This is a genomic window from Methanobrevibacter sp. AbM4 (assembly GCF_000404165.1).
Classification (GTDB): Archaea; Methanobacteriota; Methanobacteria; order Methanobacteriales; family Methanobacteriaceae; genus Methanarmilla; species Methanarmilla boviskoreani.
On record NC_021355.1, the window covers coordinates 348,745 to 366,075 of the forward strand.

Here is a 17,331-nt window from a genome sequence, read left to right on the forward strand (position 1 = left end):
ATCTAATAATCTGATTATTATTATATTAGGTTTTATTTCTTAATCATTTAAAACAAATTTATGGATAGCTTCACTTACTCCATCACCATATTTTTTACTACAATTATAGTCTGCAATATTTTTAAGTCTCAAGTCACTATTTGCTACAGCCACCTTAAAACCGGAATGTTTTAAAAATTCAATATCGTTTTCACTATCTCCGATAGCCATAACATTGTCTATTGGGATATTGGACCATTCTAATAGTTTTTCAAGTGAAGTACCTTTATTGACATTTGGATCTGTTATATGTAGGGCAAATCCGCTATCATATACTTTTACGTTATAGTCCTCTACAGCTTTAGCCACCTCATCCCTTTTGACATTGTCTTTATAGTAACATTTTTCAGAAACTCTAAATTGGTTATCACTAGATACCATAATGTGAGGTATTTCTTCTAAAAGATGATTATGGGCTTTATCAACTTCGGTTTTATCTCCAAGAACAAGAATTTCATTATTGTTTTCTCCTTCCTTAAAGATTCCACCTCCATTTTCAAAAACTATTCCTGCGCTTGAACCTATAAAAACTTCGGCAGCATATGCAAAGTTTGCAACATTTCCAGTAACTATTGCAGTAGGTATGCCACAATTCTCAGCTTCCCTTATTGCTTTCATGGCAGAAATACAAAGTCTTCTATGGCCATCTGTGATTGTCCCGTCGATATCCACTGCAATTGCTTCAATATTAACCATCTTTATCAACTTTTCAATCTAGTCAGTACTATAACGGTATGCAATGTTACAGGTTCCCTCTTTAGAAACCATACATGCGCCAATTGGGTGAAGTGGATTACATTCATTTCTAAATAATTTACAGTCGGTAGGTTTTCTAATACCTCTTAGAATTGGTCCACAGATACAGCCTTTAGGTGCTTCATTTACATCTTTAACTTCAATATCATATTTTTCACGTGCATTATACTGTGAAAATTCATCCTTGATTTCAAGAACTGAGTTAGGTATCTTTGGAAAACCTCTCCATTCCCTACTTTCTACTTTGTATACCTCTTTCATAGCTTGTTGAGCAACGGTATTTCCTTCATAACGTACAGCACGTTTATACTCGTTTTCTATTTTAGGTTCTCCCCTATCGACTTGACGTAAAATCATGTATACTGCCATAAGTATGTCCAATGGGTTAAAGCCTGCTGTTGCCTGTGGTATGCCATAGTCTGTTGAGAAGTGTTCGAAAGGTTTGTTTCCAATAATGGTACAAACATGTCCCGGTTCAATAAGGGCATCAAGATTTGTCTGTCCGGAATTAATTAACCAATCAATTGCAGGTGGTATCATTCTATTGCAGGACAATACTGAGAAGTTTTCAGGTGGTTCATTCAATATCTCTGATGCTGTTGTAGGTGCTGTTGTTTCAAATCCTGCAGCAATAAATACAACATCATTATCGGTTTTTTCAGCTATTTCAATTGCACGGTTAATTCCATACACTACACGTACATCCCCGCCTTCAGCTTTTTTCTCTGCAAGGGAACTTTCGGAACCTGGAACTCTTAACATATCTCCAAAGGTTGTAACGGTAACTCCTTTATCTACAAGTTGAATACTTTCATCAATTTCTCTTGATGGTACAACACATACTGGACAGCCTGGTCCTGCAATGATCTCCACCTCTGGAGGAAGTAAACTTCTAATTCCGTTTTCCATAATTGTATGTTCATGTGAACCACAAACATGCATAATTTTTATAGGAACTGCTAAATCATTGATACGTCTTATAAGTTCCTTTGATAAACTTTTCATGTCTGTCATATTTTAACACCTAAAAAATAATAAAATAATGAATCTGGATTTAAAATAATTTTTAAACCCTTATTTAAAATCCTAAAATTTTATATAAAAATAATATATCTATTTAATTAATTTATATTATTTAATATTTGATTTTTATATATTATATATTTAATAATTTGAATATGTTGATGGGATTTTGAAATCTTTTAATGATGATTATATTGAGGGTATTGTAAAGTTTTTATAAAATCTTAGACATTAATACTTTAGATTAAATTAGTAAGATTTAATATTATATATAGATATAAAATATACTATTATTATTTATTATTTTAAGGTTATTTCTATGATTGAAAATAAACAGGTATTAGTAGTTATTCCGGCAAGAGGCGGATCTAAAAGTATTCCTGGTAAAAACATTAGGTTTTTAGCAGATAAGCCTTTAGTTGCTCACGTAATAAGTACTGTTAAACAATCTAAATATGTCGATAAAGTTGTGGTATCAACAGACGACACTAAAATACAATTTATTGCAAGTAAATATGGTGCTTCCACATTATTTCGAAGCTCAGAACTAGCACGTGATGATGTTCCACTTGATCCTGTAATCTATGATGCGGTGGTTCGTGAGGAGAAAATGTTAATGGATACATTTGATTTGGTTTTTACTATTCAGCCAACCTCCCCTCTTCTTAAACTATCCACTTTGAATCATGCTATAGAACAATTGGCAACAAATGACTTTGATACAATTATCAGTGTTGTGGATGATAGGGCATTGACTTGGGGATATGATGAGTCTAAAGACTCATTCTATCCATTGTATAATGAAAGATTGAATAGGCAATATTTGCCTAAGACATATAAGGAAACAGGAGCTATTTTAGGTACTAAACGAAATTATGTAACTGAAAACTCCCGTATTGGTGAAAACATTGGTCTGATTGAGGTATCCAAAGATGAAAGTGTGGATATAGATAATTATGAAGATTGGTGGGTTGCAGAAAAGATTCTAAATAGGAAACGTATTATCCTAAAAACAGATGCAACCAACATTATTGGAACAGGTCATGTCTATAGATGTTTGTCTTTGGCATCCAAACTTACAAATCATGAGGTCATGTTCTTGTTAGATGAGAATAAACCCCTTGGAATTGAGATTGTAAGTGCCCATAATTATAAATATATTACTCACAATGGTAATGATGATTTAATTGAAAAGATCATTAGTTATAATCCGGATATTGTAATTAACGATATTCTTGATACTGACGAGAATTATATGTTACAACTTAAGGATTTGGATTATTTCCTAATCAATTTTGAAGACTTAGGTCCCGGAACAAAATATGCAGATGTCGTATTTGATGCATTGTATGAACATAATGATAATATTCCAAACCTCTATGCAGGTCCTGACTATTATATGCTAAGGGGGGAGTTTTACTATCAATCATTCAAATTTATTCAGGAAGAGGTTGGTGAGGTCCTTTTAACATTTGGTGGTACTGATCCTAATAATCTTACAGAAAAAACCTTAAAAGCTATTTTAGACTCCGGATATAATAAGAGCATTACGGTCATTTTAGGTTTAGGCTATTCTGATAAGGAGGGAATTAAAAGTAAATATGATGGAAATATTAATGTCAGAATCCTTGAGAATGTTAAAAATATGAGTGAGTATATGGCTAAGGCAGATATTATATTCACCTCTGCAGGAAGGACAATGTATGAGGTCGCATCACTTGCTGTACCTTGTATATGTTTATGTCAAAATGAAAGGGAATTAACCCATAAATTTGGCTCAAGGGAAAATGGTTTCATAAACCTTGGTTTAGGTAGTAATGTTAGTGAAGATGAGATTATTGATACATTTCTAGAACTTCTAAATAACTTCGAGCTAAGGGAGGAACTAGCGGAATCTATGAGGGAGATTGATTTAAAACATGGTTATGAGAATATCATGAATATTCTAAGAATCAAGTATAGACAGAACATGAGGAAGAAGGAATTAAAAACAGGTCAACTAGACTTTAGTGAATTGTGATTTTAAAACTAAAATCATTGTTTTTAATTTATTGTTTGTCTATTCTATTTTCAATAATTAAATATGTATATTGGTGAATTAAATGAGTATTTTTAAGAATAAACCATTTTTAATAGCAGAAATTGGTGTAAACTATTATGATATTGCAAAAAAGGAAAATATCTCTAACATGGAAGCTGCAAAATTAATGGTTAAAGAGGCAAAAGAATCTGGTTGTGACGGGGTAAAGTTTCAAACATATAAGGCAGAAACAATTGCCAGTAAGAATTCACCGGCATATTGGGATTTAAACGAAGAACCTACAACTAGCCAATTTGAGCTATTTAAGAAATTTGACTCCTTTGGAAAAGACCAATATAGGGAACTTGCAGACTACTGTAATGAGATTGGAATAATGTTTTTATCCACACCATTTGATTTTGAATCTGTTGACTATCTTGATGAGTTTATGGATGTTTATAAAATATCCTCCTCTGATTTAAACAATATTCCTTTTATCAAGAAGATTGCACTTAAGGGAAAACCTGTAATATTATCAACCGGTGCATCTACAATGGAGGAGGTAAAGAATTCTATAAAGGTTATTGGGGATACGAATCCAGATATTGAAATTGGAATATTGCACTGTGTTCTATCTTATCCAACCGATTTTAAGGATGCGAATCTTTTAATGATTAAAAATCTTAAAGATACTTTTCCAGATTATGATATCGGTTATTCAGATCATACCAAACCTGATGATAAGATGCTAACTTTAACAACTGCCTATCTTTATGGTGCAGACATCATTGAGAAACATTTCACATTGGATAAAACTTTAAAAGGTAATGATCATTATCATGCAATGAATCCCGATGATGTACGGGTATTTAAGGACAATATTAAATTTATAAATACCATTAATGGTCAATATGAAAAGGTTCCACTTCCATGTGAAAGTGAATCCCGTCTTCAGGCAAGACGTTCAATTGTCGCTGCATCGGATATTCAAAAAGGTCAAACAATTACAGAGGAGATGTTAACGTTTAAACGTCCAGGTTCAGGTATCTCTCCAGATAAAATTGATAGTGTCATTGGAAAGACAGCAAAATGTAACATAAACTCGGATGATATTTTAAATTATGACATGTTTGAATAATTTTTAAGATTTAATATGGGGGGTGTATTTAAGTAATTTATTTTAATAGGTTTTTTGGGAATAATTCCTTTCCAAGAATATTATTAATATGGCTTATTTTAAAATTTAAGATTAGATGATGTATTGTAGGTGTAGAATGTCTAGTTATAAGGTAATCGATGATTATTTAAATCTTCTTAAAAGCAAACGGGATTTATCTAGCAGTAAATCTGAAAATCAATTAGAATTAAATCAGTTGAATGAGAGTATTTTAAAATCCCAGTCTGATTTGATTTTAACTATCGAATCAGTTCTTACAGATATGGGTCTATCTAAAAGAAGATTTCTATCTGACTTTAAAGTCTATATGATTAGCGATGCAGGTTTGATGGTGGAGTTTAGAACCGTGCCCTCAATAGAGCTTATCAGTGAATTTGAAAAAAGAATTGGGAATATAGTATCTGCTAATTATTGTGGAGACCCTAAAAAATCATTTTTTATGTTGAAATATTAATTTTTTTCTAAATTCTTTAAAGAAAAACTATTTATTTAACAAAGTTATACTATCTTTATAATATAATAATTTTTTAATTAAGGTTATCTGAAATGTGGTCGGTTAAAAAAATTGCAAATGCTTTTTTTGATATTGAAAGTAAATTTAATTTAAATCATGAGAAGATTCATGGTGTCTATTTTTGGCAATTAGTTAGGATGTATTTGTATTATGATGTTGCAAGAAAGTTAAACACTTTTGGTTCTGCTCAACAACAATCATTAACTGTAATTGATAAAATCAACTCTTTTTTACCATTCATTAAAAATAGTATAAAGTCCAATCCTTTCAGTGGAAAGGATAAAGTCGATGTACTAATATTTGATCATCCCCGTAAGGTAATGTATCAGGACCAGTATAGGGATATTTACACCTGTTTTTTAACAAGATATTTAGAGGAGTATAGTAAATCTTATGAGATTATCGAATCTCCTTACCTTAATAAGCATTATACTAATAAATCTAAAAATATCCGATATAATGATAGAATACTTTTAGGTTCATATATTCATAAGAAAACAAACAGTATTCATTTTAACGATGAGGAGAAGGAATTGATTCAGGACATCTACAACGAATTCTTAATCCAATTCAATATCCATATGGATAATCTGGAAGATATAATTGAGGATCATATTCTTAACTTTGAGTACGAATATGAGAAATATAAAAAATTGATTCTTAAAAAATCCCCTAAACAGGTTTATGTGGTGGTTGCTTATGAAAACAAAGCTTTAGTTGCTGCATGTCAAGATTTGGGTGTTGAGGTTTTGGAACTTCAACATGGTACAATAAGTAATTATCATCTGGGATATAGTTATCCGAATGAGCATATTGTTAATGTAAATAAAAACAATACATTAAGTACTATCGAGTATTTTCCAGATAAACTGTTGAGTTTCGGAGATTACTGGGCTGATGCATGTACTTATCCAATTAAAAAAACTAATATTATACCTCTAGGCTATCCCTATTTTGAGGAATGTTCCAAGGATTTTGTAAATATTAAAAAGAATAAAAATCAAATACTATTTATTTCACAGGGAGTAATTGGTAAATATTTATCTAAATTTGCTTATGAGCTTTTAGTTAAACTAAACAATAGAAATGTAAAGTTTAAAATAGTCTATAAATTACATCCTGGAGAATATGAAAATTGGAAAGTAAACTATCCAGAGCTTTTAGAGGCATCCGAATTTAGTAATTTTGAGGTTATTGATAATAGTAAAATTCCATTATATAAACTATTTGCAGAAAGCCAGTATCAGGTAGGAGCATTCTCTACAGCTATCTATGAAGGTCTTCAGTTTGATTGTAAAACATTCATCGTAAATCTTCCAGGTGTTGAATATGTTGAGAATTTAATTGAGGAGAATATAGTTAGATTGGTCTCCTCTGTAAATGACCTAATAAATAACCTGGACTTTACTCCTAAAACATATGATAAAGATTATATTTTCAAATCTTTTGATGAGGATTTATTTAGAAAGATAATTTATTAGGATTTATTAATTAAACTGTGATATGTAAATAAATTCATTTTCTTATCGGTTTTTCTATTTATAATTTTTAATTGTTTTTTTAATCTTCTAATTTAATCTTAAAAATTCTATTTGCCGATTTTTAAACTGTTTATTTTTTTTTAAATTTATCATGTTTTTATAAATGAATTTCATAGTAAATCGAATATTTGTTCGTTGTTATATCTTTTTTTACTTTAAATTTTATAATTATTAGAATATTCGTTTTTTATTCCTTTTTACTTTAATCTTTTATATGAAAATTGATTATTGATTTAAAAAATGATAGATACTTTATTTCGATATGAAAAATTTTATATATCATTATTATTAAATAAAGATACAACCAACATATTCAACTTTTAATTTAGAAAGATATTAAATATAAAAAACGTTGAAAATTGAACAAAATAATATGTTGTATGGTTAATTTTATTTATATATGGTTCATTTAGAATATTTTTTGACAATAAATTAAAATATGTAGTCCTTTTTGTATCAATAAATTGTAAGTATATAAGATTTGTTCAGATTACTTATTTGGTGATTGTGGATTATTTTGTATATGATGTTGGTAATTTTTTGTATAATATAATTTTAGGTGTATATTATGGAAAGAAATATGAAAATATTAATAGTTGCTATAATTGTAATAATAGCTGCTGTTGTAGTAGGTTTATATGCTACTGGTTCTTTTAATACTTCTTCCTCAGATAATAGTTTACAAGGACAAGAAGTTCATGTAGCTGCTGCAGCTAGTTTGAAAAATGTCTATGATCAGAAATTAATTCCAATGTTTGAGGAAAAGTATCCTGGTGTAAAAGTTACTCCTACTTATGCTTCTAGTGGGGATTTACAAAAACAAATTGAAAATGGTTTAGATGCAGATGTATTCATGTCTGCAGGTAATAAACAAATGAATGCTTTAGTTGATGAGGGTTTAGTTGATAACAGTACTAATGTTCAATCTTTAGAAAATAAACTTGTTCTAATTGTACCTGCTGACTCAAAGACTAATGTATCTTCATTTAAAGATTTAAAAGATGTAAATGGTACTATTGCTATTGGTGATCCTAAATCTGTACCTGCTGGACAATATGCTAATGAATCATTACATAATCTCGGTATATGGGATGACGTTGAGCCTAAATTATCCTTGGCTTCAGATGTAACTGCTGTATTAAATCAAGTAGCTCAAGGTTCCGCTGATTATGGTATTGTATATGCTACTGATGCTAAATCAAACGATGATGTTAAAGTAGTATGTGAAGCTCCTAAGGATTCTTTAAAAACTATCATTTACCCTGTAGCTCCTCTCAAATCTTCTGAAAATGATACTGCTACAGAAAAATTCATGGAATTCTTACAATCTCCAGAAGCTCAACAAGTATTTGAAGATTATGGATTTACTATTCATAATTAAATTTATTTAATATTTTTTTTTTATAATTAGTAAATAGTTAATAATATTGGGATATATATGATGGATTGGACACCTATTGGAATTTCAATGAAAACAGCAAGTTTATCAATCTTGATAACCTTTTTTCTAGGTTTGATTGTTGCTTGGATCATTGTTAAAATTAAAAACGACACAATAAAAATAGTTCTTGATGGTATTTTCACATTACCTATCGTATTACCTCCTACTGTTGTAGGATTCTTTTTATTGTATATTTTTGGGGTTAGAGGACCTATCGGTCGTTTTTTAATTGAATATTTCTCTGTGAAAATTGCTTTTTCATGGTCTGCAACTGTTATTGCAGCAGTAGTCATGTCCTTTCCATTAATGTATCGTTCTGCTAGAGGTGCATATGAACAAGTGGATTCCAACTTAATAGATGCCGGTCGTACATTAGGTATGTCCGAGTGGAAAATTTTCTGGAAAATCTTATTTGCAAATGCATTACCTGGAATTATTAGTGGGGGAATTCTTGCCTATGCCCGTGGTTTAGGCGAGTTCGGTGCAACTGCTATGCTTGCAGGTAATATTGCAGGAGAAACCAGGACTCTCCCAATGGCTGTTTATTCTGAGGTAGCAGCAGGAAATATGATGGACGCTTCTAATTATGTAATATTCATTGTTATAATTGCATTTATAGCTATTTTCATTATGGATTATGTTACTATTCGTAAAGAAAAACAATGGAAATAAACTATTTTTATTTTTTTATTTTTTATTTGTGGTGTGTAGATTATGGGTAATAAATTGTTAAAAGTAGATATTCAAAAGAAACTTAAAGAATTTGACTTAAAAATTGATTTTGAATTAAAAAAGGGTTGTTTAGGTATTCTTGGACCTTCTGGTTGTGGTAAAAGTATGACACTAAAATCCATTGCAGGAATTGTGGATCCTGATTGTGGTGTTGTAAGTTTAACTACTGATAAAGAAACAATTTATTATGACTCAAATAAAAAAATTAATCTAAAACCTCAGGATAGAAAGGTAGGTTACCTATTTCAGAACTATGCATTATTTCCGAACATGACTGTTGAGGAAAATGTTGCATGCGGTTTATCTAAGGATGATGATAAAAGCATCGTATCTGACATGATTAAGCGTTTTCATTTAGAGGGATTAGAAAAAAGATATCCTAGACAATTGTCAGGTGGTCAACAACAAAGGGTAGCTTTAGCTCGTATTATAGCTTATGGTCCTGATGTTATATTATTGGATGAACCGTTCAGTGCAATGGATACAGTTTTAAGGGAAAAATTACGTATTGAATTAATTAATTTACTGGATGATTTTGACGGTTTGTCAATCTTAGTTACTCATGACCGTGATGAGGCATTTCAATTCTGTGATGAGCTTTTAGTATTGGACAAAGGTGAAATTATTGCAAAGGGAACTACCCATGAAATCTTTGAAAATCCTAGAAAGGTTCAGGTTGCTAAACTCACTGGACTTAAAAATATCTCTAAAATCGAGAGGATTGATGATTATCATCTTAAGGCCTTGGATTGGAATGTTGAATTTGAGGTAGCTAAGGAGATTTCACCTAACATTACACATATTGGGATAAGGGCCCATGATTTCCATCCTTCAAAAAAAGACGATATAAATGTGGTTGAAACCTTAAATGCAAGTAAATTAGAAAGACCTTTTGAATGGGAAATAACACTTCCAAATGGTATATGGTGGAAAGTCGATAAGCAGATTTATGAACATGACTTTGACATTCCCCAGTATTTAAAAGTAGATCCTAAAAACATAGTTCTATTGGAAGAAAATTAATATTCTTCTCTAATTCTTAAACTTTTCTTAATTAAAGTATCCTTAAGGTATAATCTCTATTAAACTATTTTTAAAGTATAATCCCTTAATTTTAAATATTGTATCTTGTTTAAATAAAATTCAAGTGATTATTAGCTATTTTTAATTAATGTTATTTAGTTTTAAAATCCTTTCTTATTTTTAAAACCTATTTTTACTTTTAATATTCTAGAATCTTTGAAATTGTTTAAATTTTCATCTATTTTTTAGCAGTGTTTGATAAGGTTCTGCTTTTATTGTAATCTTTTAAAGACTAAATTTTATATATTAAGATTAAAATATTATCAATAGGTAACTTTTTTCAGTTTATTTAATTTTTTAAATATTAAAATTGAAGAATATAAAATTTGTTTAATATTTTTTATGTTTTGTATAATTCAGTTATGAATTTAGATATAATTTAAACTTGTTTTATTGGTGATAATTTGAATCCATATAAATTGTTTGTAGAAAGAGTAGGGCTTGTAGGTATTACAAATATCTTAATATCTTTAAGTAGCCTTATTTTCATTCCAATTATTACTAAATCCTTTTCAACTGCAGAATATGGTATATGGGCTCAAGTTTTAACGACTATAGCACTTCTTCCAAATATTGCAAATCTGGGACTTCCATATACTATGGTAAGATTTTTATCTGCAGAGCATGATAAGGTTAAGTTTAAAGAGTCATTTTATCCGATGATTACTGTCACGACTATCTTTACCTTAATCATATGTGGTTTATGTATATTATTTGCAAAGCCTATTGCAGCTTCATTGTTTAATGGTAATCTGAAAATATTGTATATTACAGTATTCATCTCATTCTTTGCTTGTGTTAATCTCATGTTGATTACATTTTATAGGACAGTACAAAGAATGAAAAGATATTCCATATACTTAATACTTCAAAGCTATATTGGGGTATTTGTGTGTATCTATCTTACAATGAATCATTATCCATTAGATATTGTGGTTTGGGGATTATTTACAGGTTATTTTGCTGTATTTCTAATGATGTCTATTAATATTATAAGGGATCTTGGTTTTGGATTTAAATTTAATACTTTAAAGGAAGAGATTAAGTTTGCACTTCCAACAGTTCCATCAAACGTATCTAGTTGGGTTGTTGATTCCTCAGATAAATATGTGTTGGGTATTATTTTAGGTTCGGCTGCTGTTGGTTGGTATTCTCCAGGATATTCAATTGGTAGCATTCTTTTAATGTTTTTATCTCCATTTGCAGTTTTACTTCCGGCCGTTCTTCCGGAATACTATGAAAATGGTGGAATGAAGGAGGTTAACAATTTCCTAAGATATTCAATGAAATATTATTTATTATTGACTGTTCCTGCAGCTGTTGGTTTGAGCATTCTTTCAAAGTCTTTACTCTTAAGTATTACAACCTTTGATATTGCAAACCATGGATTTATCATTACTCCATTTGTGGCCCTTGGTGCTGTATTTATGGGGCTTTATGGTATTACAAATAATATTTTAATATTGGAAAAGAATACCAAGGTCCTAGGTAAACTTTGGATTTTTGTTGCAATCTTGAATGTTGTTTTAAACATTATATTCATACCATATATGGGTATTTTAGGTGCAGCAATTGCAACTTTAATCTCATATGCATTTGCATTTATTGTCACTGCACTTGTATCCAGACGTTATATGAGCCTACCATTTGAGGTTAACTCATCAATCAAGATTGTTGTTGCATCAGCTATTATGGGTGGTGTTGTTTATCTAATTAATCCAATCGGTATTATTAATATTATATGGGTATCTATTTTAGGTGCTGCTATTTACTTTGTACTGATATTTGCATTTAGAACAATCAGCAAAAAGGAGCTTGATTTAATTAAGTCATTTGTAAAATAGATTAATAATATTTTATTTTTATTATTAACTTATGATTATTAATATCCTTTTAAATTAATTATAATGGTTATTCTATTTGTTTAATTTATGGTTTCTCTTTTATTTTTATTCTCTTAACTTATTTTTCCATTTTATCAATGGATTCTTTTATTCTTATTAATTTTAATAATTGTAAAACTCTTGTTGGTATTTTTTAAAGTTTGATTGGCTATTATTTTTAGCTAAACTTTTTAATTATTAAAATAACGTTGATTTTATTTATTTTAAAAAATTTTAAATACTAATTAAACATAGCTTTAAATATAAAAAACACTAGTTAAAAAAATTATATTTATATAAACTTAAAAAATTATTAAAATTTATTCAAATCAAAAAAATAAAAGTGAATAGTTTTTATATTTTGTTTATTAAAATACCGTATTTTATATACAAATACCATATTTTATATAAATATTTTTTTTAACGGGAGTAAATTGAGTTATGAAAAGATATTATATTATATATTTTCTTCTGATTATACTTGTGATTGTAGTTTTAAGCATATCCTCAATTTCAGCCACAAACAATACAAATACCACTGTAAACAACCCTGAGGATATACTTCAAAACAATACAAACAATTCAAATCAAAGCATAATCATAGAAAACAATACAAACAATAATAATGATGATAATAATATTGAAGATTATAATTATGAGGATATTGATAAAATAAATACTGAAGGCTCTGAAAATAATCTAGATTCAGATAATTCTAAGACAGAGGAATCATTAAATGAAGAAAATAATAATAAAATTCCAGTTAATTTAGTTGCTAATGATTTAGTTAAATATTTCCTAAACGACACTGCTTTAGACGTTTATTTATATGATAATAATCATAATCCCTTAGTAAACCATAAAATAAGCATTACCATTTGCGGAAAAACGTATAATAAAACTATTAATTCCGATGGAATGGCTCGTTTAAATATTAATCTTTGGCCAAGAACATATAATGCAACCATCAAATATGATGGAACATCAACATATGCATCAGCATCCAAAAAAGTCACCGTAACAGTATTAAAAAGAATACCCTTCTTCATAGATGTATCAGATAACATAACACCCTATGAACCCTTTAATTTTAAATTAATGGACAATCAAGGATACCCATTAATAAATAAAACAGTAACCTTATACTGTGAAGGTGAAAAAATAAACTTAACATCAGATAGCAGTGGACTATGCACCTATTTCTTAAAATTAAGCCCAGGTTATCATAATATCTATCTAAATTACAATAGTAATAATCCAGAAAACTCCTCAGCATTTTCATATGGATCAATTTATATAAACAACTTCACAAAATCCTTTAAAATACAAGACATCATTAATAAGGCAATTACGCTTAAAAATACTATTTTTGAAAACCACACACTACCAGGAAATACTACAATCTCCGATACAAATTTAAGCATATTTGAATTCTCATACCTTATGGCAAAAACCATAAGCCAAATAGATGATGAAAACACAAATGAAACAATAAGCTTACCATACATTTACAAAGCTGCAAACTATGAAAATATTATATTCAACAATGAAACATTAAGTTACTATACATATATTCGCCTAGTAAATGCTTTAGTAGATTTTGTGGAAGATAATAATTATCTTCCAAGTTACATAAGCAATTATACATCTACAGATATAGATTTTAAAACATACACCTTCTGTTTTTCAAAAATATTGTCATTTTATAATTTAAGTTCATTTTTACCATCCAAAATTTATATAGAAAGTAATAGTGTTAATACCACAGATGAAACCATCAATTATGAATTTAATGACAATTATAATTTTGATTCTAGATTTACAAATATCACAAATATAACTAATTCATATATTGGTTATACTGATGATTTAACAAATACCAGCATAATTTCTGAAGATTATACGTTTAATTATGGTTCAGTTTATGGTAAAATAAGAATCACTGATACAGAAGGCAGAGGATTACAAAATAAAATATTATGTCTAAATGTAGGAAATAAAAGCTTTAACTATACAACTGATTTTTGGGGAAATATATATTACAATCTAAATTTATATCCTGGATTATATAATTTGACGGCCATATTTGGTGGAGATAAACTGTTTAAAACAACTACAGTTAAATATTCAATAAGAATCATTAAATCAAACATAACATTATTAATAAAAAGCGATACACTGTCCTCGGATAATTATCTGATTTTTTATATGGTAAATGATGAGGGATTTCCAGTAGTAAACCACACAGTAACATTAAATACAGATAACGGAAGCTATATTTTAAAATCCGATGATTTAGGATATGTGAAATTCAATAAAACTTTACCAATTGGACAAAATATTATTAATTTTGCATTTGAGGGGGATGAGCATATAATCCATTAAACTATAATTTTACTTTAAATGTCAAGGATAAAACATTCATAGAAGGTAAAGATTTAATTGTTAAAAATGGAAACCGAGATCTAAACATCAAACTATCTTCTTATAATGTTAATTTAGTTAATGAAACTGTTATCTACAAAATAATTGATCAAGATTTAAATCTAATTAGAAACTTAACAGCAAGGACCAATGAAGAGGGAATAGTTCAAATTCCTACATTAAATATTAACCCGGGGAATTATTATATATTAATTTTTTATATGGGCAATAAAAATTATTTAAGTTCATCTAAAACATTTAATCTAAAAATTGTTACAAATGAAACAAGCATTCCTACTTATGTACATAGCAAAAATTTAATTATACATAGTAAAGGTGAATATTTTGTTGGAATATTAACTGATCAATTTAGAAATCCTATAACAGACGTGCCTTTAAGTATATTATTTGTTAATAAAAATGTAACAAAAAATTATCCAAGAATTACAAATGAAAATGGAACATTTAGGCTACAAATAAACATGAACAACCCGAATACATACAAAGTAATATGTAAATTTGAAGGTAATGAAATATATGCTCCAGTAACTACAGAGTTTAATATTGATGCATATTATAAACCAAACTTACTTTACACAATAAACATAACATCTAAAAACAAAATAACATTTCATGAACTTGTTACAGGAAAAGATGTAGTTAAGAATTTAACTGTGCCTTATGGTCGTTTATTAGGATTTTATAAAAACAACAAATTATATAAATACACTTATGATTACACTGAATCTGGAGCAACTAGTTTAAAAAATAATAAGTATTATTTCTTCTCGTTAAATGATACAAAAAATATTACTGAGGTAAAAAAGAATTTAACTATTACAAGTGTCGGATTTTTATTATACTCCGATGGATTAAATATATTTATAAGATATCTTGGATATAATAAAGATAAACTTTATAGTTTAAATGTTATTTATAATGGTGGAAAATATTCGGAGAAGAATATTTGTAATGTTAAATTTTACTATGGTAAAAATATTGTTGCTTCAATGTTTTTTAGTTCAGAAATTTACACTAGCACTACTCAAAATTATTTAATTAATAATTTAAAAATAAATGTTAATTCAAGTAACTGGGGTGTTGATTATCAACCTGTCGTTACTTCAATATCTTTAAATAATCATGGAAAATATAATAGTTTCGATTTCATTCATGAAAATATTAATTATATTATCTTATCATATGGTGGAGTAGCTAATCAATATCTATTTAATGAAACTAATTGGACAAGTAAATTAGGATATGAAGCAATAGAAAGCATACTTATCAATACTGGGGTCATCATTAATGATGATTTAATGAAAAATTCAACAAATAACATAATAAATTATACCGGAGCAGATAAAATTGCATATGAATTATATCTAAATAACCTTGCTTACAACTGGTTAATGATTAAATCATTCAATGAAGTCTCAGAGGAATTCAACATAAACTGGGACATTGATAATTATTATTATCTAATTGAATCATATCTTACGGTAAATGGGAGATGTATTAGTGTATGGAATTGGACATCTGCATTTTATAGTCAAGATTACTATAATTTTAAGCAATCATTAAACAGAATCAGTTACATAACCAGTATATTAGAAGAATATGTGATGGGCTTAAACGGGGATAATTCTACTTGTGCTGTAAGTGAAATTATATTAGGCCTACTTAATGGAGAAGATTTTTACCTAAATAATAAAAATAATACGTATTTTGGTTTATCTGACAACACTTCATATCTTGCTTATACAGAATATGGGGGATTTGGTTCATATATACTTTTTAATTATTTAAATAGGAAATACAAATTTAATGGTGGAATGATCTTAGGGTCATACAATTTTTTAAGACCTTCAAAAATAATAAATAACTTAAAAAACATATTAAAATCAGAGATACATAATATATATTCAACAATATACAATCAGGTGTATTCAAGAATAAAAAATAAAGATGTGAGGAATCTTGTAAATTACATATATGAAGATGTTTCTAATCCTAGAATGCTTTCAGGTATTGCTGGTGGTTTTATGGTTAATGCAGGATTGATAATGACATTATCTGGTGCTGGTGCTATTGTAGGTGTGCCATTGTTGGTTGCAGGTACAATCTGTACTGCCTACAGTTCTGGTCTTATAAATGTTGACAAGAAGACCAAGAAGATCAGCATGAATTTTACACAGCGAAATGAATTGGAATTTGGAATATCCATGGGATTGGATGCATGTGATTTAGGTTCAGAATATAATGTTGTCAGTAAATCAGTTAAAACAAAAAGTGTAGTTAAAGCTATTAAAACTGTTCGTCCCGAAATAAAAAAAGGCATACAAGAAAATGTTTGGAAAATAGGCTTAACTAAAGGCTACTACAAATATACAAAAAACAAAGTAATTGGTGAAAACAAGAAAGAAAATATGGAAAATATTATTAAAAATAATATTAAAGGGATAATAGTAAGTTATTTTACTAATAACTATGTTTAAATAAATAATTTGGTGTAATATATGTATTTTAGATTTATTATGGTGCTATTCTTGTTATCAATAACATTCATAGTGTATATTAGTAGTAAACAATCCCAGGATAACCGTGTAAAAGATTTAGATAAGATTAACACTTATGCAATTATTAATTTATTGTTAGTTTTATTTGTTGGAATAATTTACTTATCTTAATTGGATTT

The 17,331-nt window shown here is 28.5% G+C and carries 13 protein-coding genes; 11 read left to right on the forward strand and 2 right to left on the reverse strand.

Annotated elements, in window-relative coordinates:
• Nucleotides 1–39 precede the first annotated feature (39 nt).
• A complete protein-coding gene (locus tag ABM4_RS01410; protein ID WP_016357903.1) occupies nt 40–735 on the reverse strand; it encodes a phosphoglycolate phosphatase in 696 nt (231 codons plus the stop codon).
• Between the two features lie 18 nt (nt 736–753).
• Nucleotides 754–1,800, reverse strand: a complete 1,047-nt coding sequence (gene hypD / locus ABM4_RS01415) for a hydrogenase formation protein HypD (protein WP_016357904.1) — start codon at nt 1,798–1,800, stop codon at nt 754–756.
• A 337-nt stretch (nt 1,801–2,137) separates the two neighbouring features.
• Between hypD and ABM4_RS01420 the strand changes: the two genes are divergently transcribed.
• The 11 genes from ABM4_RS01420 to ABM4_RS08955 all read left to right on the forward strand — a co-directional run bounded on the left by ABM4_RS01420 (nt 2,138) and on the right by ABM4_RS08955 (nt 17,323).
• Nucleotides 2,138–3,838: a cytidylyltransferase domain-containing protein gene (locus ABM4_RS01420; protein WP_016357905.1), complete on the forward strand. Its 1,701-nt coding sequence runs from the start codon at nt 2,138–2,140 to the stop codon at nt 3,836–3,838.
• 82 nt (nt 3,839–3,920) lie between these two features.
• Nucleotides 3,921–4,976 carry an N-acetylneuraminate synthase family protein gene (locus tag ABM4_RS01425; RefSeq protein WP_016357906.1) on the forward strand — a complete coding sequence of 352 codons (1,056 nt, stop codon included), beginning with the start codon at nt 3,921–3,923 and terminating at the stop codon, nt 4,974–4,976.
• Between the two features lie 136 nt (nt 4,977–5,112).
• Nucleotides 5,113–5,469, forward strand: a complete 357-nt coding sequence (locus ABM4_RS01430; RefSeq protein ID WP_016357907.1) for a hypothetical protein — start codon at nt 5,113–5,115, stop codon at nt 5,467–5,469.
• A gap of 92 nt (nt 5,470–5,561) precedes the next feature.
• Nucleotides 5,562–7,010: a hypothetical protein gene (locus ABM4_RS01435; protein ID WP_016357908.1), complete on the forward strand. Its 1,449-nt coding sequence runs from the start codon at nt 5,562–5,564 to the stop codon at nt 7,008–7,010.
• A 628-nt stretch (nt 7,011–7,638) separates the two neighbouring features.
• On the forward strand, nt 7,639–8,451 hold the full coding sequence (gene modA / locus ABM4_RS01440) for a molybdate ABC transporter substrate-binding protein (RefSeq protein WP_016357909.1): 813 nt from the start codon (nt 7,639–7,641) through the stop codon (nt 8,449–8,451).
• 57 nt (nt 8,452–8,508) lie between these two features.
• Nucleotides 8,509–9,183, forward strand: coding sequence for a molybdate ABC transporter permease subunit (gene modB, locus ABM4_RS01445; protein WP_016357910.1), 675 nt, complete (start codon nt 8,509–8,511; stop codon nt 9,181–9,183).
• 42 nt (nt 9,184–9,225) lie between these two features.
• A complete protein-coding gene (locus ABM4_RS01450; protein WP_016357911.1) occupies nt 9,226–10,266 on the forward strand; it encodes a sulfate/molybdate ABC transporter ATP-binding protein in 1,041 nt (346 codons plus the stop codon).
• Between the two features lie 464 nt (nt 10,267–10,730).
• Nucleotides 10,731–12,170, forward strand: a complete 1,440-nt coding sequence (locus ABM4_RS01455) for a polysaccharide biosynthesis C-terminal domain-containing protein (protein WP_016357912.1) — start codon at nt 10,731–10,733, stop codon at nt 12,168–12,170.
• A 522-nt stretch (nt 12,171–12,692) separates the two neighbouring features.
• Complete coding sequence (locus ABM4_RS01460) at nt 12,693–14,594, forward strand: hypothetical protein (RefSeq protein ID WP_156815314.1); 1,902 nt, start codon at nt 12,693–12,695, stop codon at nt 14,592–14,594.
• Between the two features lie 260 nt (nt 14,595–14,854).
• On the forward strand, nt 14,855–17,131 hold the full coding sequence (locus ABM4_RS01465) for a hypothetical protein (RefSeq protein WP_016357914.1): 2,277 nt from the start codon (nt 14,855–14,857) through the stop codon (nt 17,129–17,131).
• Nucleotides 17,132–17,182: 51 nt separating this feature from the next.
• Nucleotides 17,183–17,323, forward strand: coding sequence for a hypothetical protein (locus tag ABM4_RS08955; RefSeq protein ID WP_156815315.1), 141 nt, complete (start codon nt 17,183–17,185; stop codon nt 17,321–17,323).
• The last annotated feature ends 8 nt before the right edge of the window (nt 17,324–17,331 follow it).